The sequence below is a fragment of the Candidatus Nitrosopumilus koreensis AR1 genome (assembly GCF_000299365.1).
GTDB lineage: Archaea > Thermoproteota > Nitrososphaeria > Nitrososphaerales > Nitrosopumilaceae > Nitrosopumilus > Nitrosopumilus koreensis.
Map to the genome: position 1 here is coordinate 1,014,469 of NC_018655.1, position 24,019 is coordinate 1,038,487.

The following is a 24,019-nucleotide window of genomic DNA, read 5'->3' on the forward strand; positions in this document are numbered from 1 at the left end:
TCAAGCTTATGAGGCATTATACCAATTAATGGTCAATAAACAACATGAATGACTCAACAACCAAAACATGTCTATTTGTGTTGATTGCAACCATAGTTTCTACTATGACATATGGGTATGCAATGGCAGCAGAAATTACATTGAGTACTGATGAAACAGTGTTTGAGCAAACTTCAAGGATATTTTTGACAGGAACAGTTGATCCACAAAATCAATTCTACGAACCAGTAGAACTTGTGATTTATGACAAAGACGACACTCCCATCATGTATTCTCAAAGCAAAATTGACTACAACAATGAGTTTTCTGCCCTAATAACAGGTCCTCTAGGATCTTTTGAATTGGGAGAGTACAAGATTGTAGCAAATCATCCTGCAGCATCAAATTCTGCAAGCATAGTAATTGACATAAACAGACCCATAGAACAAAACAAACTAGTGTTTGGAATGGCACCCTTAGAACAGATGAATGTAGGCATTACGCCAACAAATGTTGTATGTGATGAACAATATGTCTTGATGTATAACGAGTACAGAGGGTCCCCAGCATGTGTGACACCTTCAACTGCAGTTGTTTTGGAAGATAGAGAATGGGGAATCATTCTTTAATTCTTAATTTTTTAGATATAGAAAATAAATTTCAAGATTATTTTTGAAGGTATTTCTTAATTATTTACAAATTTTTCCATTTCTTTTTTGATTTTCTTCTTATCCACCTTTTTGTCTTCTAAGGTTTTTTTCATGATATTTTTCAAATTTTGTATATCTTGATAGCTTTTACTCATATGCTCAATGAGGAATTAGACAAAAATAACAGTTCATAAGCTGATATAATTATAATAAACTTTTAAGCTTAAGATCATCTATTTATTGTCACGCTCATTATACAATATGCAAACAAACCAAACCACATCATGGAAGGAATTACAAGATCAATTCCAGGACAGATTAAAAAAATTTGATGAGAATCTCACTACAATGCAGTTTTACGCAGAAGATCTTCAAAAGATTTACAGACACATAATGGAGAAATCAAAAGACGATTCACCCGAAATAAGAAACAAATTCATAGATTTATGGCTAGACAAAATTGATGTAAAAAATGATGGCTCCCTTTTAGCAATTAAGGACGATTATGAGACTTTTCTAAATGGGCCAAAGCCAGCATCTGCAGATTTTAAAAATTTTGAGGCATCTCTAGAACACAAATTGTATCAAAAATCAATAAGTTCTCTGGAAGCGTATCATTTGTTCATGAATGAGTTCTTTAACGCCTGGAAAAAGATGTGGAAAAACAAATCATAATTAAACAACATTACTAAAACACATTTTTCATTGCAATAGAACAAAATACACAAAAATTTTCAGAAAAAAATGGGCATATAAGCTGATGTGATTTTTTTAAGCTAAATACATTATGAGGTTTTATCTTTTATGCAGAGTAATTAATATCATGAATACAAACAACATTTGCCTGACAATTGCCGTTATTGCCATAGCGGGAATTTTAACAGGTACAACTCCAATTGCAAATGCATGGTTATACAACATATATTCTGACAAACCGTTAGAGGTCACCACAGATACAATGCCATTTATCAAAGAATATGTAGACAATCTAGAAGAATATGTTGAAGAGCATGACATGGAATCCGTAGTATCTAATGACTTTATAGTATAGGAATCAGAGATCCTGTTTTTCATAATTGATACTACAATCTTGGTTTTTATTTGTTAAACATTTCTTGAATTCAACATCAAGACTATCTTGTATGTAATTATAATTTAAACAAATATTGCTCAGACATAAGCTTAAAAAATTAATTTAAAAAGATTAGCTTATTGGAAAATAAATATTAAAATTCCATACAGCAGTGTAATGCAGAATAATTTTGTTGTTAGTTTATAGGAAATAACATGGTTGAAGAAGTGATTGGAGAATTCAACTCTGTTTTTGATGCGTTAATTTCCAACATATCACTCCAATTTGCATTTTTGATATTAGGCATAGGAATTGTCATCATTGTTTTAGCCTATAGAAAATTTTCAAACTGGATATTAACAAGAAAATTCAGTTATACAAGACCGCATTTATCAAATTTTTTAAGAACTGCACTTTTACCGATTTTTGCATTTATTCTAATTACATCTGTGAATGAATATGTTCAGATCATAGATATTTTTCCAGGAGTTCAACTAAATGAAAAAGAACTTCAACAAATATTTGTGAAAATTTTAAACAGTATGAACTTAGCTGTTATAGGTTATACAGTAGCACATCTAATTCCAATAATTCTAAGAAAACACAACACTTCCAATGAAGAATGGAAAGATTTCATTAAATGGCGAGACAAGAGAGGGTTTGAAGATGACGAAGATGATCTTTTCCATAAAATATACAAATGGAAGCCCCCAGAAGACCCTCCAGAAGATTTAGACAAAGCAGAGTTTGAAAAACTTCTAAGTACAAAAGAAGGACGAAAAACGCTTGAAAATTATAGAACAAGCGAAGAGTTTGAAATAGGAGTTCTAATCCCTTTAGTAAAAAACCCCTTTGAAACATGGAAAGAATCTGAAAGAAAGAAGTATGAAAAATATTATGAAAAATGTGTAAATGGGAACAATAACGCAGGTCACAAACTCCGTCCAGGCATAGAACCTGCAGAGATTTTTTCAATTGCCCAATGGAGACAGGAAAAAAGGTTGAATTACTATACACATGTCAAAGCAGGAGCAAAACCTTCAGGATATGCTGAAAAACAAAAGGAGTTAATGCCAAAATCATTAACATCATTTATTCCGCCACTAATTTTTTCAGGGTTTTTGATTAGTATTCTAGTATGGTGGAACGTAGATCTGTTTGTTTTAGCAACAGCTCTGGCAGGATTAGGTGTAGGTATTGGATTTGCATTAAAAGAAACTTTAGAAAATCTGTTTGCATATCTTATGATTCGAAAAGACAAGGTGTTCATGGAAGGAGATCGTGTTTTAATTGATAATTATAATGGATATGTTCACAAAATCACAACAAGGATCACTTACATAAGACACGCATTAAACGAATCAATTGCAATTTTCCCCACTAGACAGATGGTAGGTTCAAAAGTAATCAATTATTCAAAAAATAATGATTTTGTTCCTGCACAAATAAGAATAGGGACATCTTACCTGAATGATCCACAACAAGTTTGTTCAATACTAGTTAAAGTTGGAAAAAGGGCGATGAAAGAGGTCACAGATGACAATGGATTGCATCTTGCAGTACAAGAAAGATGTCCATATCTTGATCAGAATAAACCTAGTTGTGGATGTGATAAAGGAATAACAGACATGGAACAACCATGGGTTCTCTTTGACGAATTTGCGGATTCAGCTTTAATATTTCAGATGTGGATTTATGTTCGAAATTATGGTTCACAGTTCAAAATGAAGAGCAATCTCAGATTGATGGTGTACCAAGAATTTAAAAAACATGATATTCGAATTCCATGGCCTATACGCACAATTTATTCAGGGGATCAAGTCAAAGAAGAAAAAGAGATAGAAAAACTAGAAAAAGACAGACAGAAAACATATGACGAGTACGGTCCAGGTAAAATGAACGAATTTTAGCAACAATGAGAGATTACGGACACGCGGTAATCGGAGTTTTCAATTCTAAATTTGAAATTAAGCTATGAAAGTGAAAATCATGTCAAACTAATACAGATTGTTTTATCCAATTTTTGTATAAATTAAAAAGATGGAGGAAAATACGTTTTTTGCAATAATTTCAGTTATCATCACGGCATCGATTTTCATCATAGTCAAGATAGTTGAATTGACAAAATTCAGGACATTGTTAGGCTCAGGTAAAGCAACAGGCGTCATTTTCATAATTATTGCAATAGCAGAAGTGATGTATCTTGCAGTAACATTAAAAATTCTTTCACCAGCAATAGAGGTGGTAACATCACTTAGTGCAATATTGTTATTTTTCACATTTATTTATCTCAACAAATTGCAAAATGCAATTTCCGGTATGAGCATCGCATTGGGAAGAAGGATTAATGTGGGAAGCAAGATTGAATTTGAAAACAAATCAGGCAAAATCATCCAAATAGGCCTGACAAAAACAATTGTAGAGTTAGAAGACTCTAGAATAATGCTAATACCAAACAAAAAATTTGATGAGGAAGTATCCGTAGTAACTAATTCAAAAATACCAAACAAAAAGTTTGAAAAATAAAAAATCACATATTTCTAAATAATCTTTATTCAGTGACTTTTATTTCGGATTTTTCTGCTTTAAATCCTGTTTTTACATGTGTTCCATCACAGCTGGGTTGTGTTTGGGATCTTCCACATCTACACAATGTAACAGAAGTTTTCTTATCAACTTCAACCAACAAAGGACCATCTTTTAATGCTTTGATAATTACATTTGGCATGATCATATTTGATAAGTATAATCAAAAAAAGTACCTAAGCTTTTTCATTTAATTTCAGCTTTGTTGTTAAACAAGATTAAAGTTGTTTTGTTGGCAACATCAACAATGACAAATATGCAACAATTTCTAGTTGATCAGAAAAACAGATTAGTTGTAACATACAACAGTGAAAAATTCCTCAACAAAAACAATACACTAACACCATAAACCGAACACGCGTTTAATTTTATTTTATAACATGCCTGAAAAACAATCAGAAAAATGGAATTCTGGGTTCGGTTTTCTGTTAGCATGCATAGGTTCTGCTGTAGGAATGGGAAATATCTGGAGGTTCCCTTATGTTGCAGGAGAAAACGGAGGCGGGGGATTCCTAGTACCTTTTTTGATAATTGTAGCAAGCTTTGGATTTTTGCTGATGCTTTTAGAGTTTGCAATAGGACGCAAATACAAATCGTCAATAGTGACGGGAATGGCCAACATTTCAAAAAAATTTCGGTGGATAGGCGCCTTTATTGCGGTAGTGGCTTTCTCAATTTTGAGTTTTTATCTTGTGATTCTTGGCTGGGTGTTGTCATTTTTTGTATCAAATCTTGGTCAATCATTCCTAGATTTCCAACAGTATTCACAAACATTTTTCCCCGTAGTGTCATTTGTGGCAATTTTGTTTGTTACTTATTTGATCATTAATAGAGGAATCGCATCAGGGATAGAATTATTCAACAAAGTTGGAATTTTATGCCTAATTGCAATCCTCATTCCTTTAATGGTTTATGCCACAACATTACCAAATGCAGACAAAGGGATTGCTTATTTCCTAAACCCAGACTTTTCTAAAATAACAGAACCAAATACATGGTCGATAGCACTAGGCCAAGCATTTTTCTCTTTATCCCTAGGTTCAGGTTCCCTACTGACATACAGCAGTTATCTACGAGGAAAACACTCCATGACACGTTCATCAGGAATAATCATTTTCTCAAATACTGCCATTTCAATAATTGCAGGGTTGATGATATTTTCATTTGTTTTTTCATACAGACTAGATCCAGAGGCAGGAATACCATTGATTTTTGAAGTGTTGCCAACTATCTTTTCAAATATTTACATAGGATACATAATTGGCTCTGTTTTTTCTTTTTGTTATTGATAGCAGGACTGACATCAGCATTGGGAATGTTTCAAGTTCCAAACGCATCACTACAAGACACATTCAAAATATCTAACAAAAAATCAAGTAGAATTGTTTCTTTGGGACTGCTTGCAGTAGGGCTACCATCAGCTTTGAGCTACAGTCCAATAAATCTGAATATTTTTGGAACGCCTTTTTTGGATGGGATGGATTACATCTTTGGCACATATGGAATTGTCATATCAGAGTTACTCTTTGTAGTGGCAGTTACATGGGTTGTAGATAAAACAAAGATCTTAGAACATATCAACACTAATTCCAGTCTCAAGATACCAGAGTCTGCAATATCATTCATTAAATTCGGAGCACCAGTTGCCTCAATAGTGGTTATTTTAACAAGTATGTTTGTTTAAGATTATTTGAGTCCAGCTTTTTCTTTCATTTTTGAAAATGATCTTCCCTCACCATGACGTGGATTTGGTTTTCTTTGTTTTAGACGAGTTTTTGTTCCAATTTTTGCAGATTTTTCTTTTACTATCAACACAGGAATGTCTGAATTTTGCATTACAAAATTAGAAACACTTCCAAAAATTAACTCCTTTAGCATTCCTTTACCTGAGGAGCCCATAATGATCATATCATATTTGGATTTTTTTGAGATTTTGATAATCTCTTCAGGTTCATGACCACGTACAGTCATTTGTTTAGCTACTATGTTTCTTTCATCACAGTAATCTTTTGCATACTTGAGGGATATTTTTGAAGTTTTTTGAAGTTCCTTTGCTATCTCTTTCATAAAGATCCTATTTCCCACCTTGAGATCAGGAATAACATACAATAATGTGATTTTTGAGCCCAATTGTTTTGCAAAATATATGGCAGCATCTAATGCCCTTGTTGATTTTTCAGATATGTCTACTGGAACCAAGATGCTATCAATTCCTTTGCGAATAATTTTTTTCTCATTTCTATTACATTTTTCACATAAAGGTAAACGAATCGAGGATTTGATATCTATCTCTCCAATAAACTTGCCACAGACAGAGCACTTTACTTGTTTTTTATCATAAATGTTCATAGTATGTTTTGAATTAGCATTATTTTGATTTATCATGTATTAAGCTATAATTGATATTTTCAAACCATCAGCTTATTTGAATAAAAGATGTGAGGGAGAAAATGAACAAAACAATACGAATAGGCATTAAATGATTATTGCAATTTAAATTCACAAATTTGCATAAGCTGTATTTGTTAATTTCAGCTGATTTTAGTATTAGAACTAAAGTAATTTTGAGACTAAACCATTGTATGTCAAAACTACAACTACTTCAACAACTAGTTGAAGACAAAGGTGAGCTGATGGTAATGTCAGACACTGGTGAGAAATTTGAACTTCACAAACACAATGTAAAGTTTGACGACTCATCAGATCTAATAGAAATTGATGGGGGAACTAAGAGGTTCTGGCTTGTTCCATCAAAGATTGCATACTATTGGACTCACGACAAAGCCAGAGAAGAGTAATTCTTCCCAGGTTCTATTACTGCCAAATATTTTTTTATTTTAAAATTGGTATTATTTTTGTGAAAGTTTAGAAAGTTCCAATTTTTTCATTATTTTTTGGTTTTATTGTCAAGTATTATGATCTTTTAAGTACTATTCCAACACTTATTTTTCAATGACTAAATCAATGAGAGCTACGACTTTTCTATTGTTACTATCAATCATGCTAATCTTAGCACCTTCAAGTGTTATGGCACAAACTGAAGTTGGTGTGGAATCTGAAACAAAGGCAAATGTAGGTGTTAATGTTGGCGCAGATAGCGGAACAAATGCAACAGCAAAATCTGAAACAAAAGCTGAAGCAAAGACTGAAGCAAATCCTAAATCTCAAGAAAATGAATCTTCAGAATCTCAACAATCCTCTGAGGCACAGTCAGAAGCATCTGCAAAATCTGAAACAAAAGTCCAAACCACAGTTGGCAACATTGGAGTTACAGCTATGGGAAAGGGAAAGATGATTGTGGGACTTCCTACAAAGTATCCAATGCCGGCAGTTAGTGCATCTAATTCATTTGGATTACAAACTAATCAGCATTTGTACAAACCAGGGGACATGATAACGGTTGAAGGTTCCATATGGGCAGATCTTTTGGCAAATCTTGATGGAGGTGATACAGTTACAGTAAATCTACTTGACAAACAACGAAATGTTGTTTACGAGACAAAATCACAAATAACTACTGAGGGAGAATATTCTGCAGAGTTCATGATGCCTGATGATGCATCAAAAGGAGCATACACAATTACTGCTTCTGTAAATACTGAATCTGATCTTTCAAGCATTGTAGGATTAAACGGAAAGGTAAACTTGGGCGCCAGCACCAAAGTTGCTGTAGTTCCACCTCAAGTGTTCAAAATCAATGTTGAAGAGCACGGAGATTTTGATGTCAAAGTAGCAACAAACTCGACTATAACAGATGTCCAGTTTAATGGAGATCAAAAGAAAGTATCCGTAACAGTCGAGGGTCAATCAGGTACAAAAGGAGTCAGTCACATATCAATTCCAAAAGCGATGGTAAGTGGTGATCTCAAAATAATGATTGATGGAAAAGCAGTAGCTAGCGACAAAACCGTGATAACGTCACATACAGAAAATGAGACCGAAGTTGAGGTAAGTTATGGTCACAGTGTCCATACTATTGACGTGATAGGTACTCAGGCAGTTCCAGAATTTGGCACAATTGCAACTATGATTTTGGTTGTAGCCATAGTGTCAATAATTGCTGTCAGTGCAAAATCCAAACTAAGCATAGTTCCAAAACTATAATTCCTCTTTTTTATTCTGCACATAGTTAATTCTTAAAGGAATTAACAATGTTTGTTTCAAAAGTGATCAAACATTAAGAAAAGCCAACAGTACTCAATCATCTCAGACAACATTTTCTCATTAGGAATAAAAATAGTCATAAAAAAGATGAAAACGATTTATTAGTTTTGCAGATAATAAAAAATGTGAATAATTCAAAGAGAATTACCATTCAAGGAATCATCGTATTTTCTAGTGTAATGTTATCTTTATCGCTATGGTTTTTCATAATGGTTCCAGAATTTCAAAAATTAGATGACAGTTATTCGTTGATTCTAGAATATGATGCACAGACCACCATGGTAGATGATGTTTATGGAGAATTACACGGACCATACTTACAACGAGACATATTATATGAAAAAGTAATTGAAAGAGACGGAGACATACTTACAATAGAATCATCAGTAACGGGTACCAACGTATTGACAGATGAAGTAATGTTTCATGTTGATAACATCTACAAGGTGAATGCATACACACTAACGCACGTAGATAAAGAAGGAAAAAGATTCAAATTTTTGCCAGGTGTTGAGAAAAAAAATTATGACTTTTTTCATTCTGCTGTATTTTATGATGATCCGATGACGTTTAAAAAAACAGATGTTGTCAACGGTTTAGAAACATATGTTTTTGAAGTAGTGACAAATGGTGCAGACACATCACGCGCATTTCCTCAATTTGCCCCACATGTGATTTTAACAGATACAACATCAAGATTATGGATAGAACCAACAACTGGAAATCTTGTAAAATTTGAAAAAGAATGGGACAATTATTTAGTTGAAAATGGAAAACGCGTAAACACTATTCAAATAGGCGGAAAACATACAACTGAATTTACAGAACTTATTTTAACACAGCATGCAAGAGCAGAAATAGAGAATCTTAAGACTATTAATTTCTGGATTCCAGCATTATTATCAATAATAATTTTGGGTGTAGGAACAATTTGGATTTTATTAACATTTTTGTACACCATAAAGAAAGAATCGCTGAAAAAAGAACAAATGGCAATTATTGGAAATATTGCTGCAAACATTGCTCATGATTTAAAAAATCCGTTAACAGTCATAAAAGGAAATATAGATGTATTAAAACACACAAATAATTCTGAAATTAAAAAAAATATAGAGTTAATTCAAAAAAGTACAGATAAAATTTCATATCAAATAAATTCCATAATGAATTTTGTTAGAAATAAACCATTACAAAAAGAAAAAATACCATTAAAAACAGTTTTAGAAGCATCAATTGAAAATTCTCAAATTCCAGACGACATACATCTTGAAAAAGACATACCAGACATTACAGTTACAGTCGATGTCAATCAAATAGAAACAGCATTTTCTAACATAATTACAAATTCTATTCAGGCAATAAATGAAGGTACAATAGCAATTTCTGCAAAAGAAAATTCAAAACATATAGAAATAATATTTTCAGACTCAGGGCCAGGAATACCAAAATCCAACATAAAGAAAATTTTTGAACCACTGTACACTACCAAAAAAACGGTACAGGTCTAGGCCTTGCAAGCACTAAAACAACAATTGAAAAACATGGTGGAAGTATTTCAGTTAAGAACGAACCAACAAGATTCATAATTCAATTACCAAAATAATTCCAAAAATTTTAAAATAAATACAGGAGAGCCGACTAGTAGTCAACCATTTTAGACACTATTTTAGCCCCGTTTAGGCACAAATTATCAAAAGTTCAGTTTTCCTGTTTTCTTTATCTTATGCTTGCATTCTAGTTGATTTAGTCTAGTAATTCACAGGTTATTGTTTCAATAGCCTCTTTTCTTGCTTGATCATCATTGTGCCAAACATGTTTTCCAAGACTAACCCCGTAATCTATCATAGATTGGAGTCTCAAATCACCAGTTACAAAACCATTCCAAACAGAAAGCAATCCAATTGCGACAATTCTATTTTTTGTGTTTTCTCTTGCTAGTAAACATTGATTCATAACCCATTGTTCTTTTTCGAACATATAACAAGTTTTAAAAAATGAAAAAACGAAGACTGTTTACGCACACAACGACAATAATGAAAATATGATTTGAAAAACAGTTCTTTTAAACCCGTATGAAATTATTCTCTCATGAGTTATGAATTACCTTCTTTTATTTTGGTAATTATCCGTCTTTTTGCTACCTATAAGAAATAATTTTCTGTTTTTGAGAATTAGTTAAAACATTATTAGTATCAAGTTTGGCTTTGCCTTTATGAATATGTGCAGATATTACTTTAAAGGAAATTAAAAATGAAGAAAAAATTTCTTATTCTAATCCCACTTGTTCTTGCAAGTTTTGTGCATTTGCTAAATCCGGTTGGGTATCCTGAGATTTTCTTTGATGAGGGAATATACATGCGACGTGCAATGACTACTATTGAAACTGGCAGCCCTCAGGAGAGTTATCTTTATGATCATCCGTATCTTGGACAGTTAATTCTTGCAGGAGTTTTGCAAATAACAAACTATCCTCCAGATGTATCTGCTGATCCTCAATCCCTACAAAGTCTGTATCTTATCCCAAGACTGTTTATGGGAATGCTTGCAATACTGAGCACATTCTTGGTTTACCTGATTGCAAGAGAAAAATTTGGAACAAATGTTGCACTGATATCCTCTACCCTATTTGCAGTAATGCCCTACACTTGGATATTTGATAGAATCTTACTTGACTCTATACTCTTGCCGTTTTTGCTTGCATCAATACTGCTTGCTATACATTATGCAAAACCGGAAGGGAAGGTGTGGCTTGCACCTCTGTCAGGTATATTGCTTGGTCTTGCAATCTTTACAAAAATCCCTGCATTCGTGTTCATTCCACTTGTCATATGGTTGGTGTATCAAAAGAGAAGAAAATTCTCTGACATGATAATTTGGATAATGCCTGTATTACTGATTCCGATGCTTTGGCCTGCAAATGCAATTATGCTAGATCAGTTTGATTTGTGGATAAATGATGTGTTGTGGCAAAGCCAAAGAAGTAACAGTATATTTGAAATCATTGGATATTTTCTTTACATTGATCCAGTACTGTTTGCAATTGGCATGACAGGAATTGTCTATGCTGGAATAACTAGAAACAAGTTTGTCTTGTTTTGGTTTGTACCGTTCATGGTATTTCTGTCACTAGTTGGATTCAAGCAATACTTTCACTGGATTCCACTCATCCCGATTTTGTGCATTGCAGCAAGCATATGGCTGCTTGATTTGCCAAAAAAGATCAAAACATTGCAATCAAAACGACTACATGGAATAGTTATTGTATCAATTCTAGTCTTTGGATTGTCTAGCACACTTTTAGTAATCACAAATGACATGTCCATAACTCAGTTTGAAGCATTGTCTTTTGTTCTGCAAAATCAAGATGATAAAAATACAATTCTTGCTAGTCCTGTGTATACTTGGATTCTTTATGATGTATTTGATATCTCAAATGTTCCAATAGACTATTCGATGATCTTGTTTTATCCAATACCTACAAATGTCATTACCGTAATTGCAGATGAGCACTTTATGCTAGACCGTAACAGAGGAGTAGAGATTATCCATGCTTACAACAACACTGAATCTATTCAATCATTTGAAAATGTTGCAACTGTGTTTGATAATAGGATCTATCCTTACACAAACTTGAGAGTCAACCAAGAAGGAATGCTTATTGATATTAGAGAGGGTCAATGGATCAAACCATAGTCATAAAAGTAATTTTTTACATGAAACATTTTAATCCAAATCTGAGAGGAAAATTCCATTGCAATCTACTGAAGTCTCTATAATCTTGCCAACATACAACGAATCTCAGAATATCTCAGAGATACTTGAGCATATTCAAAAGTCAGTTCCAGAGAATCTAAGAGCTGAAACTATAGTCGTTGATGACAATTCCCCTGACAATACTGCAAAGATTGCAGAAGACTATTTTCATTCAATTGCAGAAAAGACCCATCACACAATCAACGTAATCAAAAGAAAGGCAAGGGACGGATTGAGTTCTGCAATTCTAAGCGGAATAGAGCATGCATCAGGACATACAATAGTGGTGATGGACAGTGATTTTTCTCACCCTCCCCATGTTATTCCAAAACTAATTGATACAATAAAGCAGACAAAATGTGATATTGCAATTGCGTCGCGATATGTCAAAGGCGGTTCCATTCAAGGGTGGCCGTTTAAACGCAAACTAATGAGCAAGATTGCAACTGGAATTGCCAAAAAGGGACTTGGCATAGAGTTATACGATCCAATGTCGGGATTCTTTGCGTTTAAAAAAAACATCATTGACGGTCTAAAGTTTGATGCAATAGGATACAAGATGTTGCTGGAATTGTTGGTAAAAACCAAGGGGGTAAAAATCCAAGAAGTACCATATACTTTTACCGACAGAAAAGATGGTTCAAGCAAACTTGGGGCTGGAACAATACTTGATTACTGCAAGTCAGTATGGAAACTGTACAGATACGGTAAAACAGTAACAAAGTCTGAGAAAAGAATCTCTGTCAGGTTTTTCTCAAAGGCTGCGCGATTCTTTACAGTAGGAGCATTGGGTCTTGGTGTAAACTATCTTGCATCTCTACTGTTCTCATCCAGTCTTGACATGTGGTATCTACACGCGACTATTCTTGGAATTGCTTTCTCAATTACAAGCAACTTTGCACTAAACAAATACTGGACATTTGAAGACCGCGACTTTGCACCAAAGAGAACCATTATTCAGTACGGAAAATTTGCAGGGTTTAGCTCAATTGGGGCACTAGTCCAGCTAGGAACGGTGTATTATCTGGTAGATGAATTCAGTTTGTCATACCCTGTAGCATTGGTATTGGCAGTTGGAACCGCGGCATTTAGCAACTTTGTACTGAACAAAAAATGGACATTTAAAGAAAAAGTCTGGAGCTAGATTTTCATATTATGCTGTAAGCAAAAGTCTAGTTTTCATTTTCTTTTTCTCCGCAAAATAACTCCTGCCACAGTTACAAAGATTCCAATTATGCCACTGAGCAAAAATGTCTGTTTATACATAAACAAAACATAGTCCAATCCTTCTATCGGTTTCATTATTGGTGGCTCAACAGGTGGAAGCAAGACATATGATGAATAAATTACTGCCAAAAATCCTTCAGTCATTAATGCAATTCCGATAATTATCAAAAGTATGGATTGCAAAACAACAGTACAAGAAATGTTTCGCATATAATGATTGATAAAATTTTGATTTTAGTAATACTGAAAGATTCAAAGTGGCAAGTACAGGATTTTTACAGTTTGTTTTATTTTCATGATCTTAAAATCAGATATTCACAGGTTCTTCCATACTGTTGATTTTACGCAGTTAAATAGAATACAAACCATTAGAATCATGGAAGAAAATTCTCTTCGTTATTGGATTATTCCAATTATTTGTATAGTTGTAGTGATGGGGGTGTTTGTGGTTACAATGGAATACAAGATAAACACTGTTTTTCCTAATGCCGCAGCAGAATTAGAAGAGATAAAGAAAATGTCATGTCCCGAAATCATAGCAAAAGATTCTGCAAACAAATATTGGACTCCAAAAAACAGTGCAATTGGAAAAGCAAAAGCTATTAGCTGCAGCGTTCCAGAAGAAACCAAGAGTTCTGGTCTAAGTCCATATGTTGAGTTTTGCAATCCGGGAGGATTTGCACCAAATAAAATAATTGAAAACAGCACGCATTCGTTTAATCATGATACGTGTACATGGAATTCAAAGTAAAAATATTTTTTACAATACAAACTAGACGCTAGTTTTCATTTTTCTACTCTCCATAATGCGTAAAATGCTCCAACAACAATCAATGATATCCCAGTTATTGGGAGTATTGTAAATTCAGGTGCCACACCAACAGTTTCAATTTTTACCCCATTGTCATCAATACTAGTGTAACTAACTGTCCCAGCAAAATACTCAATTGGAATATGAGTTATCTGAACAAATGCTAACCCAGAGAACCAAATCCCAATAATTACTGTACCAATAATAATAATCATGTAAGGTGTTTTCATTTTCTAATCTTGAACAATGACTTCAGTAGATATTGGAGGGGATAGCGCAGTTGGATTACCTACACTCTCCCAAGCAAAAGCTGTTATTCGATATTTTCCAGGTTCTGTAGGAAGCCAGGAGGTTTCCACAAACTTTTGTGCATAAAATTTTCCTTCACATATCTTATCTCCGCAAACATATGGCTCAGAATAAGTCCATTCGTTGTAGCATATTTTATCCCCACACACAAAAGAACCCGGTTGATCAGTTAATTTTTGCTGGAATCCTTCAAGCCAACTTAGCAACACAACTTGGTTTTTTTCATTAGTTATTTGATACAATATCACGTATTCAGTATTAGGAAAATTTGATTGGTAATCAGTTCGGATTGTATATTGCTGATTTGATTTTATGGGCATAGAATCATCCACCCCCTGAATTACAAGATTCTGTAAAGGTACTCTCTCCATTGGTGGTACTGCAAAAGAATCGGAACCGCCCATAATGCCAATTAAAACCAAAAGGATTACAAGATACTTCATAATGTATGAAATCCTAGTCTGTCATTGAAAAGTGCTTCTGATGATTTACTTGTTTTTTATAGCCCAAAAGATTCTTCAAATGTTTGCCTTGGTTTTGGGTGTGTTTTTTTGGATTGCCTGTTTTTAATCAAGAATAAAACAGGAAATCCTGCAATAATTGGTGAGAATCCTAACAACATGAAAAATAATGCTAGGTGTTCTGCTGAAAGCGACATAACCATACAGAACAAGAGCAGTTCATAAAATATTCTATTCTAGACACTATTAGATGACTGCAAAATTTGCAAGTAAAAAAACATGACTGCAATCCTTGAAAAATAATTTACAAATTTCTGAAATTTTTTATAATATAATTTTCCAGTTTAATTTTTCAAGATCCACATACAATTTCCAAGATCAAATTCATGGGTTTGATTTTGTATTAATATTGATGGGACAATTTTATCAGGTCCACCAGGAATACAATTTTTTACAAATCTATTATTGTGTGCATCTTCATTTTGTTGTTTGTTTTCCAAATAATCGATTGTAAAATATGTTGAGCTAACAACTATTAAAATTCCAATTCCAATTATTATCAAAAGTCTAGTTTTCATTTTATTTTCCAAATATCCATGAAATCAAATTGTCAAGATATGCAAAAATTCCAAAGAATGGGGCATCAGAGCCAACTTTGTCTGTTTTTATTGCTTGGCATATCCCGTCTACCAAAACAGTTCCTTTGCCGCATATATCATTATCAACAAACTTATCTGATTCATTTAGATTCATATTTTTCAAAACAGAAAGATTGCGCCCATTAACAGAACAAATATCTCTTTGTACTCCTTTGCCTTCTTTGCAAATAATCTCCTTGACTACCTGTGAATCCCCTAATCTGATTATCAAATCAGTATCTGCATATCCATGAGTATTTTTTTGAAGATATAGCAAAACCACTTGATCCTGCAGGTATGGCTGAGTTGCGTAACTCATTCCATGAGGTTCTCTTGTGAATAATCCCGTAACTGTTACTGTTTGATTATAACTGGATGTTTTGAAATATTTTTCAGCTTCAATTTCATACATGACAACCCCCAATCTCTCTGTGGAAGTGTTTTCTGTTTTTGTAACCTCTGGCTCAGATAAGATTTCTACTGATATGACTTTGCCAACTAGAACTATATCTGAATAATCAAATGCGTGTGATGGGTCTAATTGCGGAACAGCGTAAGATATGCTGGTAAAACTGGCAATAATTAGTAGAATTACAAGATACTTCATACTGTATGAAGTCTTATTTTATCATTGAAAAGTGCTTCTGATGTTTTGTATCTTTAGTTTTGTTTTCCAAGCAGATGTTCCATATCGACAGTTACATCTTTTTCGTTTAACATGGTTATCTGATGCTCAATCTCTGCACGAGTTTCATTGCCATACGAAATCAAAATCCGATCCCCATCGCTTACGTCATAGTCTGAAACATCATCTATCATATTGTCGTTTACAAAATACTTTAGAGAATATCTTTCATCTGTACAATAACTAGTGCCATTTGTAATTGCAATGCATTTTTCATCAAGTTTAAAATTCAACGTTTCAAACAGATAGCCAACCGTAACCCTATCGCCATGAATGTGTATGACATCATCATAGGGCGACTGGAAATTTATCCAATAACTTACTTGTTGGTATTGGGGGTCGTTTAGATCAAACTTTTCGCCATGGATCATGAACAGTATTCCTGCATGTTGGTGTACTTTGTTTATTATTGGAGGAGCAAACAGTGACTCTGATTCCTGATTATTCTTGATCATTAACAATAACACACCAATTATAATTACCATAACTACAATTATTCCAATAATTATCAGAAATCTAGTTTTCATTTTCTATCAGTTAATCTTGTCCCAATTGAGAATTAGAAAAACAGCATCTTCATACTTGTACAGATTTGTTGACTTGTCTTCCACCCATTTGTTATAGTGATCAAGTTCAGATGGAGACATTCCAACTCGGATATTATACTCATTAGGAGTTATTCGTACTTCATATTTTTCATTAGTTGAATCTTGATGGATGACGTATTCATGATCACCATTATTTTCAACAGTAAGTAAAACATCCATCATGTATTTTATTTTTGGAACGTCGTCATAGTCGGTCTCTTGCATTTGGTAAACAGGATATTTGTCTAGAAATGGAGCATACATTTCTGGATCATCTGAATACATCAGTCCCATTCCTTCATTGTATGAAGGAACGTATGTGGAAAAATAAAAGACCATAAAGCCCAGAACAATTCCAAGCAATGTAAAGGTAATCAGCGTTCTAGTTTTCATTTTCTTTTTTTCCACATATTTTGCATTTGTAATCGCCAAGATCAGAATCAGACTCGTTTGTTTTTCTAGTTTGATCTTTTGAAATAAATTCAAACTCTTCAGATCCACAGAAATTGCATTTCCTTGGATGGTATTCCAAGTTTTCAAACTCTTTTTTCTTTTTCAAATATTCTTCTTTGGTGATTTTTTCTTCAATGTATTTTTTTTCTAATATTCTCAATGCCTCATCGTTTTGTTCTTTTTCATATTCGTTGATTGGATCAATTCGTCTATAATTCAGAAGAGAGTCTTTATCTCTAAAAGCATGTTTTTTTGTATACCATAAAATTGCTCCAGCAGATACAATTCCCAAAATCAACCCATATGGAAATGGCATGACTGTTTGAATCAAAAAGAAAACAACAATTGCAGATATTATTCCAATGAAGATGGATTTCATTTTCGTTTCCACCAATAGATAATTCCAACAATAAAAGACACGCCAAGACTGCTAGCAAGAACTGCCAAAAACACATCCTCTGAGCTAGTTTTAGATGCCAAAATATTTGGACCATGCATTATGTTCCTAGGCTGACATAGTGCTTGCCCATTTTCACACATTTCATCTAACTGGTTAGTAGGAAGTGAACGTTTAGACTCTGGTGATGGCATTATCACCCAAGTGTTTTCAGGTAATGGAATTATGTCTGGATTGTATTTCAGGTATATGTCCATAGATTCATCAAATCTTTTAATCTCAGATTCATCAACATAATCAAAAGAAATTTTGACTTTCATGTCAGGAGGTAAAGAATTCCTCATGCTAATCGAGGGATGAATCTGCAAGGTGTCTTGAATTGCATTGTCTTGATAAAACCCCCAACCACCTATGAAATCTTTAGATGATTGTATTGCATAGTTTTCCCAATCTAGATGAATTCCTAGTTTTCTAACGTCATCTTCGTTTAAATCCAAATCATCAACTGCCCTACAAAAAATATTGCCAGGAGTTGCACTACCATCATATCTTGGACTCCAAAGAGTACGACAGATTTCTAAAAGTTCATCAGGAGTACATGATTCATCAGCAGTTCCCACTTGTTTGTCACAACTAGCATCTGCATTAAGAAAAACAAATGGAGCTAATGTGACTCCAATGATGCCAAGCATTATCAAAATTCTAGTTTTCATTTTCTTCTCCAAAAAAACACCAAACCGACTCCAATTCCAACTCCAGATAAAATTCCAAGAATTATTACATACATGTTAAAATCAGGATCAATTCCAAGACCTCCAAGTTCTACTTTATTTGAAGCCAGTTGATATCGTTCATCATCAGTATATGGGTCATGATCTGTTGAACTTTCATTAATCATGAATTCTTCAAATTGCCCAAAATATTCACCCGTGTTGGGAGCTCTTCCAGAAAAAAAATAATATTCATACACGTTTCTGTTCTGAATTGATTCATCTACCCATTCTTGCAGAGTGTTTTCATTGATTGCCTTTTCAAGTTCAATGCGTTTTTGTTCCATGAATTCAGTGCCTTTGAAAGAGTAGTATTGACTCCATTTGTTTACTTCTCCTTGATCATATTTTCCATTTCCAATAGAATCAAGGCATGGAGCATCTGGCCAGTCTTCGTTTACTATGCAAGATGCAAAAGAATATGGAATTGACAAAAACAGTCCAAAGATTACAAATATTATCAAGAGTCTAGTTTTCATCTTTCCAGTAGTTCTCCAGCCACAGACCAAGTTCAAGGTCAGGCTCTACAAGTATCGTATCTGTCTTCCAAATTTTATAACAGTCATCAGGTTGTATTTTGTCAATGTATGTTCCTGTTATCTCAAAGGGCTCATAGACAAACACAGATGAGACATACAGTTCAGTCCCATTGGATGCAATTATCGGAGAGCATACGCGGTGAACACCATCATATCCAATGTCATTGTTTGCATAGGATTGCTCTTTTGGAGTAAATTCAACCCCATTTCTGTGCAAAAAGCCATTCCAGACATACGGAAATACAGATTCCATACTTGTTGGAATTATTGCATCTGATGAATTAAACTCAATGTCCACATCCCCGCCAGTAATATCAATTATTTTTTGTTCGATTAGTTTTCTATCAGAATCATAATATTTTTCAAGAATATCTACAATCAAAAATCCATCACCAATCCCATAACCTACAATTACATCTTTGATGTTAAACGAGCCCCAAGACACATTGGCATGATATGCTTCTCGGAGTTTGTCTCGCGCATCAAGTAGAGTCTGTTGATCAGTATCAATGGGTTCTGGTTCAGGAGGAAGAGTTCTCTTAAATTCACATTCTTGACTTACGTCACTGAGGAACATATTATCAGGACATGGAAGTACCACTTTGCAGTTTTTTTCAGTTTCATTATAAAATTTCCAAGGAGGGCAAGAATTAGGATATTCTGATGGAGGTTCACGAGTTATTCTATTTTCTTGAGTATCTTTTACCCAACCAACACCAGGGTATAGTTTGTATCCTGCATCCAGCATAAGGTCTCTTTCTGCTTTTGATGTGATGATCAGATTTCGCTCAACTAATTTTAGAAGAGTGTGTTCTTTTACACATGCAGGAGTGCCATTGTTTTTTGTAACCAGAGTTAATGAGTCTCTGCACTGAATCTCATCAGATGGAACTCCTGACTTGAATTGTTTAAGAGGGGACATCGACCATGGAACAGGATAGACAGTACGGTCAAGTGACATACCAGAAGGATTTTGCCTTACGACAAATTCTTTGCTAATGTGTACATCATCAAAGTCTATCTCAAGATAGTATTTTCCAGAATCATTGATAATTATTGGACGGTCTTCATTGTATCCAATTTTGGTTTGTATCGGAATTGAACTGGAGGTCAAGTCAGGAGAACACGATATTTCTGCACCCCATCCCAAAACAAAGTTTCCTTCTTCATCAATTATCTTTGCATCATACGAATTGCAGTCAGCATCAGCAGTCTTTTCTAAAATGAACTGTATGGGCTCCCCAACCATATGAGCATATGAAAAATCAATGAATCGGTATTTTTCAGAATCAGTACTGTCTTGTACTAGAACATCAAGTGCGACCTGATCATTCCATGAGCTTTTTTGCAGTTCATCAGTTTGAAAATGATGCCCAACATATGAAATGCTAAGAAAGATTTTGTTATGCTCAATCTGAGGGTCTACAGTAAGGGTCACTGGAATTCTTTTGATCTGTCCTTGCGTGATTTCTATGGAATCAACGTCAACTTGAACAAATTGTCTGGCACTTGATGGGTTTACCTCAATTACAGGGGAAAAATCATTCATCGTGTAAGGTCCTGAAGTATACAAGAATCGGATGGTCATTTCAGTTGATTTGCCTGCAACTACTTCAGATAATGGCGGATCTATACTTGAATTTCCATTAAATGATGATTCTGCAAATGCTTGAGGCATAAACAAAATTGCAACAAATGACAAAATCAAAAAATACTTCATACTGTATGAAAATTCATCACATCATTGAAAAGTGCTTCTGATGTATGATATCTAGTTATTTTTGTGCACGCCAGTTTCATCACAGGTGTATGTTCCCAAGAAATTCAAAATGTTTTCTTGTGCAACATCTGTCTGATGGACTCGTTGAGCATAGCAATGAAATGATATGTCTTTTATGTTGTGGTTTTGGTCCAGATTCAGATTCATTCTAACGCTGAAATTATCTCCGTCTCCTGCAAAATAAGACAGGATGTTATCATCAAAGAGTACATCCGCGTCATCATACACGCTGTAAAATGCTACAACCTCTGGCAGTGTTTTGTAATAATCTAAAATTGGTTCATCAGAGAAAATAGTTTTTGCAACCCATCCTCTCTGAACTAATTTTAGAACGGACTCTTCAAACACGCAAACAGCTTTGCTGTAATCAGGTTTTACCACCAACTCACGTTCAGGGGCACATCCATTTAGTGCAGCAGCAGAATATTTTTCAAATATTATGTATTCAGACTTTGATGTTTGAACTATATCTCCATTGACCTTTCCAACAATCATTATGAAAAACCTTCCAACATCATCAAGAAAGTAATTCTGATGAGTCCCAAAACTTTTTCCAGGAGATACGTCACCTGAATGCTGTTTTGTATCCCAATAGTTGTCACCTTCTATGTTTTCAAAAATATACTCAATTGATGCAGTTGTGCCGTAATTGTTTGGGTTGTTCACTGAAGTGTGTATAGCAACAGGGTTTCCAACTTGACCGTAAAATGTCCCGTATCGGTCATCAACATGTTCAGCAAATACAGAAGGCATGAAAAACAGCATAAAGACAAAACTGATCCCAATAACTGCTGTACCCACCATGAAAAATCGACTGGACTTTTACATATAACAGGAACTGATGAATGATTAGTAAAATTTTGAGTTTTTACGCATAAAGGAAGTTTATTTTAGAAGAAAAGCATCAATGCAAGTTCAGCATAACTTGCTTTACAGTAACCATGTCGCTGTCATCATGATACGCAATGACATAGAGAACTGCAAGGCCGTTTTCAAGAGAAGTAATATCAGCTAGAACTATTTCATTATCAGATGTGTTTTGAGAAAAATTAGGAACACAGCTTACACATCCCACCTCATAATACGATACTGCATCATCGTTATTCCATGTCACTTGTACTGATGCCAGGGAACCGTCATATTCAATCACAGCAGTATCAATGTCATCTAATGGCTGGGCGTATGCAGTGCCAAACAAGCCCAGAACAGCCACAGACATGGCAATCAGCAGAGGTTTCATGTTAGTGATGATTTGGCGATTTTGACATTGATAAACCCTTCTTATCTTTTGTATTCTGAGTACGAAAAAATATTTTTAGGGTTGACCAACTAGAGTCAACTATTTTAGCCCCTTTAGGCACAAAAGGGATTGAAGAAACAATATCAAATACACACCATTACTTTATTCACTATATTCTCCCTTGTTCATTTTGTCAGGATACAATATAGAGCGAGTACTCCAAATTGCGGACGAGACTCTGACTCATCTTTGTAAATTTGAAATCCAAATCCTTGGCTTTATCATATACAGAATCATCAATTACTACAGTATTTGGTAAGGCATAATGATTAATCTTGAACACAGTGTTTACAGGCTCACCAAAGATGTCATCAAGGGACAAATCAGCAGTCTTAGCTGCATGAACCAACCCATATGCAGAACTTATTCTGTAAGATATGCCAGGAAGATTCTCAGAAGTAGTTTTCTCATTTAGTTCACCATACATTTGGGACAATTCGATGCAACATTTGAGCATATTTGACAAAGTATCTTTGTTATCAGAAACTGGGAAATAAAACAAAATGGCATCATCTACAATTTTGATCGGGATTCCTTCGTATTTTTTTATTACAGGAACTACTGAATCAGAGAAAATATGACCATACTTTTGTTTTTGTTCTGCAGATAGAGACTCAGATATTTTCACAGAACCAACAAGATCTATCAAACACACATAACTGTCCTGCTTTTCTTCAAAGAATTTAGACAGAATATTTCCTTGTTGCTTGATTATGTTTTCTCGTTTTCCTATTGCAGAGATTGTTTCTTCTATGGTCTTTGCCATATTATCAAAGGATGCAGATAACTGCTCAATCTCATCATTTGTTTTGATGTTTGTTCTAACATCAAAATTCCCTGAAGATATTTCCTTAGCTGCATTACGTAATTTGAGAATTGGTTGTGATATTCTTCTTGATAAAATCAGTGTAACAATACTTGCAATGACGATAAGACTGATTCCAACAATTATTATCTTGTTTTGTAATTCTGTAATTGGTTTTAAGATAGAAGACTCATCAACCTCAGTCAACAAGACAAATCCTAGGTCTTTTTGACAGTAAGAATACCCAAAGATGTCAACATTTCTGTAATCTGTATAATCTGCAGCCTCTACATTTCTTCCATTATCAAAGCATTCCCTTACTGCAAATGTGTCTACTTTTTGGTTAAACGGTGCATTTTCAAAAAATATTGATTCAGAAAGCATCATCTTGTTTTTACTTACCAAGTAAACCTCACCTGTTTCATGCAAACCAAATCTGTTCAGCAAAACATCATCAAACACAGAGCTGCCCATACTTGCAATCATCACACCCACTTGATTGCCAGTATCTGAAAAAATAGGCAGTGAGATTTTCATTAGTCGGTTTTTGTCAGGATCTTGTGTAAATTCAACAGTAGTTTTACTTACTTTGTAATTGCCTTTGATGTAGGTTATAGGATCAATTTTTTCATTTAATGAGAAAATTGGTTTTCCCCTCATGTTAATAATTTGAAGATCCCGTATTCCAGCTTCAAACTCATTTAACTGGAATGAATGAAATTCAGTCTGAATATGTGGAAGTTGTTCTACAAGAATATTATGAAATGAAATATCATCAAGTCCAGGAATCAAAACATCAAAGGATTCTCGGATAACCTGATTTTGTGAGAAGCTTTGTAATTTTGTAATTCGTGATTCAATAATGGATGAGATTACCTGACCACGTGTTTCGGATTCATCTTTTAGCGACTCTTTTACATTGTTTTTAATTACGCTGTCTGCAAAATTATAGGCAAGTCCAGTAGTCACTGCAATTGATGCTATGCTTATGGCAAGCATCAACACAATCAGTTTGGTACTGATACTTACAAAAGACTTCATTTGATTTGTAAT

30 protein-coding genes and 1 pseudogene are annotated in these 24,019 nt (G+C 34.2%); 13 read left to right on the forward strand and 18 right to left on the reverse strand.

The genetic code is table 11. The annotated features are described in order from the left end of the window. Nucleotides 1-44 precede the first annotated feature (44 nt). The 5 genes from NKOR_RS06055 (at nt 45) to NKOR_RS06075 (ending at nt 4,227) form a co-directional block, all read left to right on the forward strand. Nucleotides 45-608, forward strand: a complete 564-nt coding sequence (locus tag NKOR_RS06055) for a hypothetical protein (protein ID WP_014963485.1) — start codon at nt 45-47, stop codon at nt 606-608. A 282-nt stretch (nt 609-890) separates the two neighbouring features. Next, nucleotides 891-1,304 (forward strand): hypothetical protein, encoded by a 414-nt coding sequence (locus NKOR_RS06060; protein WP_014963486.1) that lies wholly within the window; start codon nt 891-893, stop codon nt 1,302-1,304. A 148-nt stretch (nt 1,305-1,452) separates the two neighbouring features. Beyond that, entirely contained in the window at nt 1,453-1,680 is a 228-nt protein-coding gene (locus NKOR_RS06065; protein ID WP_014963487.1) for a hypothetical protein, read from the forward strand. A 236-nt stretch (nt 1,681-1,916) separates the two neighbouring features. Continuing rightward, on the forward strand, nt 1,917-3,611 hold the full coding sequence (locus tag NKOR_RS06070; RefSeq protein WP_014963488.1) for a mechanosensitive ion channel family protein: 1,695 nt from the start codon (nt 1,917-1,919) through the stop codon (nt 3,609-3,611). Between the two features lie 130 nt (nt 3,612-3,741). Then, the gene (locus NKOR_RS06075) at nt 3,742-4,227 is read left to right on the forward strand and encodes a mechanosensitive ion channel domain-containing protein (RefSeq protein ID WP_014963489.1); all 486 of its coding nucleotides are present in this window, start codon (nt 3,742-3,744) and stop codon (nt 4,225-4,227) included. Between the two features lie 25 nt (nt 4,228-4,252). Here the strand turns inward: NKOR_RS06075 and NKOR_RS06080 are convergent, their stop codons facing one another. Then, a complete protein-coding gene (locus tag NKOR_RS06080) occupies nt 4,253-4,429 on the reverse strand; it encodes a CDGSH iron-sulfur domain-containing protein (protein ID WP_016939252.1) in 177 nt (58 codons plus the stop codon). Nucleotides 4,430-4,667: 238 nt separating this feature from the next. Here NKOR_RS06080 and NKOR_RS10575 point away from each other — a divergent pair, with 238 nt between their 5' ends. Together NKOR_RS10575 and NKOR_RS10580 are read left to right on the forward strand one after the other, a co-directional pair. After that, nucleotides 4,668-5,576, forward strand: a complete 909-nt coding sequence (locus tag NKOR_RS10575; RefSeq protein ID WP_049800836.1) for a sodium-dependent transporter — start codon at nt 4,668-4,670, stop codon at nt 5,574-5,576. Continuing rightward, nucleotides 5,573-5,971 (forward strand): SLC5/6 family protein, encoded by a 399-nt coding sequence (locus NKOR_RS10580; protein WP_187146193.1) that lies wholly within the window; start codon nt 5,573-5,575, stop codon nt 5,969-5,971. The genes NKOR_RS10575 and NKOR_RS10580 overlap by 4 nt, the downstream gene beginning before the upstream one ends. 2 nt (nt 5,972-5,973) lie before the next feature. Here the strand turns inward: NKOR_RS10580 and NKOR_RS06095 are convergent, their stop codons facing one another. Then, on the reverse strand, nt 5,974-6,636 hold the full coding sequence (locus NKOR_RS06095; RefSeq protein ID WP_014963491.1) for a universal stress protein: 663 nt from the start codon (nt 6,634-6,636) through the stop codon (nt 5,974-5,976). Nucleotides 6,637-6,794: 158 nt separating this feature from the next. Here NKOR_RS06095 and NKOR_RS06100 point away from each other — a divergent pair, with 158 nt between their 5' ends. The 3 genes and pseudogenes from NKOR_RS06100 to NKOR_RS06110 all read left to right on the forward strand — a co-directional run bounded on the left by NKOR_RS06100 (nt 6,795) and on the right by NKOR_RS06110 (nt 10,054). After that, a complete protein-coding gene (locus NKOR_RS06100) occupies nt 6,795-7,085 on the forward strand; it encodes a hypothetical protein (protein WP_232212272.1) in 291 nt (96 codons plus the stop codon). 154 nt (nt 7,086-7,239) lie between these two features. After that, nucleotides 7,240-8,391: a PEFG-CTERM sorting domain-containing protein gene (locus tag NKOR_RS06105; protein WP_014963493.1), complete on the forward strand. Its 1,152-nt coding sequence runs from the start codon at nt 7,240-7,242 to the stop codon at nt 8,389-8,391. Between the two features lie 479 nt (nt 8,392-8,870). Beyond that, nucleotides 8,871-10,054 (forward strand): annotated as a pseudogene (locus NKOR_RS06110) (porin PorA family protein). A gap of 140 nt (nt 10,055-10,194) precedes the next feature. On the opposite strand, the gene NKOR_RS06120 reads toward NKOR_RS06110, so the two are convergent. Further along, on the reverse strand, nt 10,195-10,404 hold the full coding sequence (locus tag NKOR_RS06120) for a hypothetical protein (protein ID WP_016939259.1): 210 nt from the start codon (nt 10,402-10,404) through the stop codon (nt 10,195-10,197). A 297-nt stretch (nt 10,405-10,701) separates the two neighbouring features. On the opposite strand from NKOR_RS06120, the gene NKOR_RS06125 reads away from it, so the two are divergent. Both NKOR_RS06125 and NKOR_RS06130 read left to right on the forward strand, forming a co-directional pair. Continuing rightward, nucleotides 10,702-12,144, forward strand: coding sequence for an ArnT family glycosyltransferase (locus NKOR_RS06125; protein ID WP_014963496.1), 1,443 nt, complete (start codon nt 10,702-10,704; stop codon nt 12,142-12,144). Nucleotides 12,145-12,202: 58 nt separating this feature from the next. Next, nucleotides 12,203-13,348, forward strand: a complete 1,146-nt coding sequence (locus NKOR_RS06130; RefSeq protein WP_014963497.1) for a glycosyltransferase — start codon at nt 12,203-12,205, stop codon at nt 13,346-13,348. Nucleotides 13,349-13,383: 35 nt separating this feature from the next. On the opposite strand, the gene NKOR_RS06135 is transcribed toward NKOR_RS06130, so the two are convergent. Next, nucleotides 13,384-13,614, reverse strand: a complete 231-nt coding sequence (locus NKOR_RS06135; RefSeq protein ID WP_232202931.1) for a hypothetical protein — start codon at nt 13,612-13,614, stop codon at nt 13,384-13,386. A gap of 193 nt (nt 13,615-13,807) precedes the next feature. Between NKOR_RS06135 and NKOR_RS06140 the strand changes: the two genes are divergently transcribed. Next, a complete protein-coding gene (locus NKOR_RS06140; RefSeq protein WP_016939260.1) occupies nt 13,808-14,182 on the forward strand; it encodes a hypothetical protein in 375 nt (124 codons plus the stop codon). A 35-nt stretch (nt 14,183-14,217) separates the two neighbouring features. Here NKOR_RS06140 and NKOR_RS06145 read toward each other — a convergent pair whose 3' ends face one another. The 14 genes from NKOR_RS06145 to NKOR_RS06205 form a co-directional block, all read right to left on the reverse strand. Then, entirely contained in the window at nt 14,218-14,472 is a 255-nt protein-coding gene (locus NKOR_RS06145; protein ID WP_014963500.1) for a hypothetical protein, read from the reverse strand. A gap of 3 nt (nt 14,473-14,475) precedes the next feature. Further along, on the reverse strand, nt 14,476-14,994 hold the full coding sequence (locus tag NKOR_RS06150) for a hypothetical protein (RefSeq protein WP_014963501.1): 519 nt from the start codon (nt 14,992-14,994) through the stop codon (nt 14,476-14,478). Between the two features lie 56 nt (nt 14,995-15,050). Further along, entirely contained in the window at nt 15,051-15,209 is a 159-nt protein-coding gene (locus tag NKOR_RS10050) for a hypothetical protein (RefSeq protein WP_016939261.1), read from the reverse strand. Nucleotides 15,210-15,356: 147 nt separating this feature from the next. Continuing rightward, nucleotides 15,357-15,590, reverse strand: coding sequence for a hypothetical protein (locus tag NKOR_RS06155; protein WP_232202932.1), 234 nt, complete (start codon nt 15,588-15,590; stop codon nt 15,357-15,359). A 1-nt stretch (nt 15,591) separates the two neighbouring features. Then, entirely contained in the window at nt 15,592-16,257 is a 666-nt protein-coding gene (locus NKOR_RS06160) for a hypothetical protein (RefSeq protein ID WP_014963503.1), read from the reverse strand. A 53-nt stretch (nt 16,258-16,310) separates the two neighbouring features. Continuing rightward, nucleotides 16,311-16,862: a hypothetical protein gene (locus NKOR_RS06165; RefSeq protein WP_014963504.1), complete on the reverse strand. Its 552-nt coding sequence runs from the start codon at nt 16,860-16,862 to the stop codon at nt 16,311-16,313. A gap of 6 nt (nt 16,863-16,868) precedes the next feature. Continuing rightward, nucleotides 16,869-17,315, reverse strand: coding sequence for a hypothetical protein (locus NKOR_RS06170; protein ID WP_232202933.1), 447 nt, complete (start codon nt 17,313-17,315; stop codon nt 16,869-16,871). Further along, nucleotides 17,305-17,754, reverse strand: coding sequence for a zinc ribbon domain-containing protein (locus NKOR_RS06175; RefSeq protein ID WP_014963506.1), 450 nt, complete (start codon nt 17,752-17,754; stop codon nt 17,305-17,307). Before NKOR_RS06175 ends, NKOR_RS06170 begins: the two co-directional genes overlap by 11 nt. Then, nucleotides 17,751-18,485: a hypothetical protein gene (locus tag NKOR_RS06180; protein ID WP_014963507.1), complete on the reverse strand. Its 735-nt coding sequence runs from the start codon at nt 18,483-18,485 to the stop codon at nt 17,751-17,753. Before NKOR_RS06180 ends, NKOR_RS06175 begins: the two co-directional genes overlap by 4 nt. Beyond that, nucleotides 18,482-19,021: a hypothetical protein gene (locus tag NKOR_RS06185; RefSeq protein ID WP_014963508.1), complete on the reverse strand. Its 540-nt coding sequence runs from the start codon at nt 19,019-19,021 to the stop codon at nt 18,482-18,484. Before NKOR_RS06185 ends, NKOR_RS06180 begins: the two co-directional genes overlap by 4 nt. Further along, the gene (locus tag NKOR_RS06190) at nt 19,011-20,801 is read right to left on the reverse strand and encodes a hypothetical protein (protein ID WP_014963509.1); all 1,791 of its coding nucleotides are present in this window, start codon (nt 20,799-20,801) and stop codon (nt 19,011-19,013) included. The genes NKOR_RS06185 and NKOR_RS06190 overlap by 11 nt, the downstream gene beginning before the upstream one ends. A gap of 51 nt (nt 20,802-20,852) precedes the next feature. Next, nucleotides 20,853-21,614, reverse strand: coding sequence for a hypothetical protein (locus NKOR_RS06195; RefSeq protein WP_238535957.1), 762 nt, complete (start codon nt 21,612-21,614; stop codon nt 20,853-20,855). Between the two features lie 151 nt (nt 21,615-21,765). Then, complete coding sequence (locus NKOR_RS06200) at nt 21,766-22,101, reverse strand: hypothetical protein (RefSeq protein ID WP_014963511.1); 336 nt, start codon at nt 22,099-22,101, stop codon at nt 21,766-21,768. Nucleotides 22,102-22,294: 193 nt separating this feature from the next. Continuing rightward, nucleotides 22,295-24,007 carry a cache domain-containing protein gene (locus NKOR_RS06205; protein WP_014963512.1) on the reverse strand — a complete coding sequence of 571 codons (1,713 nt, stop codon included), beginning with the start codon at nt 24,005-24,007 and terminating at the stop codon, nt 22,295-22,297. Nucleotides 24,008-24,019 lie beyond the last annotated feature (12 nt).

Excerpts from the sequence above, each read along its gene's own strand:
- NKOR_RS06200 (WP_014963511.1), bottom strand. The coding sequence starts at position 22,101 with ATGAAACCTCTGCTGATTGCCATGTCTGTGGCTGTTCTGGGCTTGTTT.
- NKOR_RS06120 (WP_016939259.1), bottom strand. The coding sequence starts at position 10,404 with ATGAATCAATGTTTACTAGCAAGAGAAAACACAAAAAATAGAATTGTC.
- NKOR_RS10575 (WP_049800836.1), top strand. The coding sequence starts at position 4,668 with ATGCCTGAAAAACAATCAGAAAAATGGAATTCTGGGTTCGGTTTTCTG.
- NKOR_RS06080 (WP_016939252.1), bottom strand. The coding sequence starts at position 4,429 with ATGCCAAATGTAATTATCAAAGCATTAAAAGATGGTCCTTTGTTGGTT.
- NKOR_RS06175 (WP_014963506.1), bottom strand. The coding sequence starts at position 17,754 with ATGAAATCCATCTTCATTGGAATAATATCTGCAATTGTTGTTTTCTTT.
- NKOR_RS06205 (WP_014963512.1), bottom strand. The coding sequence starts at position 24,007 with ATGAAGTCTTTTGTAAGTATCAGTACCAAACTGATTGTGTTGATGCTT.
- NKOR_RS06180 (WP_014963507.1), bottom strand. The coding sequence starts at position 18,485 with ATGAAAACTAGAATTTTGATAATGCTTGGCATCATTGGAGTCACATTA.
- NKOR_RS06140 (WP_016939260.1), top strand. The coding sequence starts at position 13,808 with ATGGAAGAAAATTCTCTTCGTTATTGGATTATTCCAATTATTTGTATA.
- NKOR_RS06195 (WP_238535957.1), bottom strand. The coding sequence starts at position 21,614 with ATGCCTTCTGTATTTGCTGAACATGTTGATGACCGATACGGGACATTT.
- NKOR_RS06075 (WP_014963489.1), top strand. The coding sequence starts at position 3,742 with ATGGAGGAAAATACGTTTTTTGCAATAATTTCAGTTATCATCACGGCA.
- NKOR_RS06160 (WP_014963503.1), bottom strand. The coding sequence starts at position 16,257 with ATGAAGTATCTTGTAATTCTACTAATTATTGCCAGTTTTACCAGCATA.
- NKOR_RS06190 (WP_014963509.1), bottom strand. The coding sequence starts at position 20,801 with ATGAAGTATTTTTTGATTTTGTCATTTGTTGCAATTTTGTTTATGCCT.
- NKOR_RS10050 (WP_016939261.1), bottom strand. The coding sequence starts at position 15,209 with ATGTCGCTTTCAGCAGAACACCTAGCATTATTTTTCATGTTGTTAGGA.
- NKOR_RS06170 (WP_232202933.1), bottom strand. The coding sequence starts at position 17,315 with ATGAAAACTAGAACGCTGATTACCTTTACATTGCTTGGAATTGTTCTG.
- NKOR_RS06095 (WP_014963491.1), bottom strand. The coding sequence starts at position 6,636 with ATGAACATTTATGATAAAAAACAAGTAAAGTGCTCTGTCTGTGGCAAG.
- NKOR_RS06105 (WP_014963493.1), top strand. The coding sequence starts at position 7,240 with ATGACTAAATCAATGAGAGCTACGACTTTTCTATTGTTACTATCAATC.
- NKOR_RS06070 (WP_014963488.1), top strand. The coding sequence starts at position 1,917 with ATGGTTGAAGAAGTGATTGGAGAATTCAACTCTGTTTTTGATGCGTTA.
- NKOR_RS06185 (WP_014963508.1), bottom strand. The coding sequence starts at position 19,021 with ATGAAAACTAGACTCTTGATAATATTTGTAATCTTTGGACTGTTTTTG.
- NKOR_RS06155 (WP_232202932.1), bottom strand. The coding sequence starts at position 15,590 with ATGAAAACTAGACTTTTGATAATAATTGGAATTGGAATTTTAATAGTT.
- NKOR_RS06065 (WP_014963487.1), top strand. The coding sequence starts at position 1,453 with ATGAATACAAACAACATTTGCCTGACAATTGCCGTTATTGCCATAGCG.
- NKOR_RS06165 (WP_014963504.1), bottom strand. The coding sequence starts at position 16,862 with ATGAAAACTAGATTTCTGATAATTATTGGAATAATTGTAGTTATGGTA.
- NKOR_RS06055 (WP_014963485.1), top strand. The coding sequence starts at position 45 with ATGAATGACTCAACAACCAAAACATGTCTATTTGTGTTGATTGCAACC.
- NKOR_RS06060 (WP_014963486.1), top strand. The coding sequence starts at position 891 with ATGCAAACAAACCAAACCACATCATGGAAGGAATTACAAGATCAATTC.
- NKOR_RS06125 (WP_014963496.1), top strand. The coding sequence starts at position 10,702 with ATGAAGAAAAAATTTCTTATTCTAATCCCACTTGTTCTTGCAAGTTTT.
- NKOR_RS06150 (WP_014963501.1), bottom strand. The coding sequence starts at position 14,994 with ATGAAGTATCTTGTAATCCTTTTGGTTTTAATTGGCATTATGGGCGGT.
- NKOR_RS06145 (WP_014963500.1), bottom strand. The coding sequence starts at position 14,472 with ATGAAAACACCTTACATGATTATTATTATTGGTACAGTAATTATTGGG.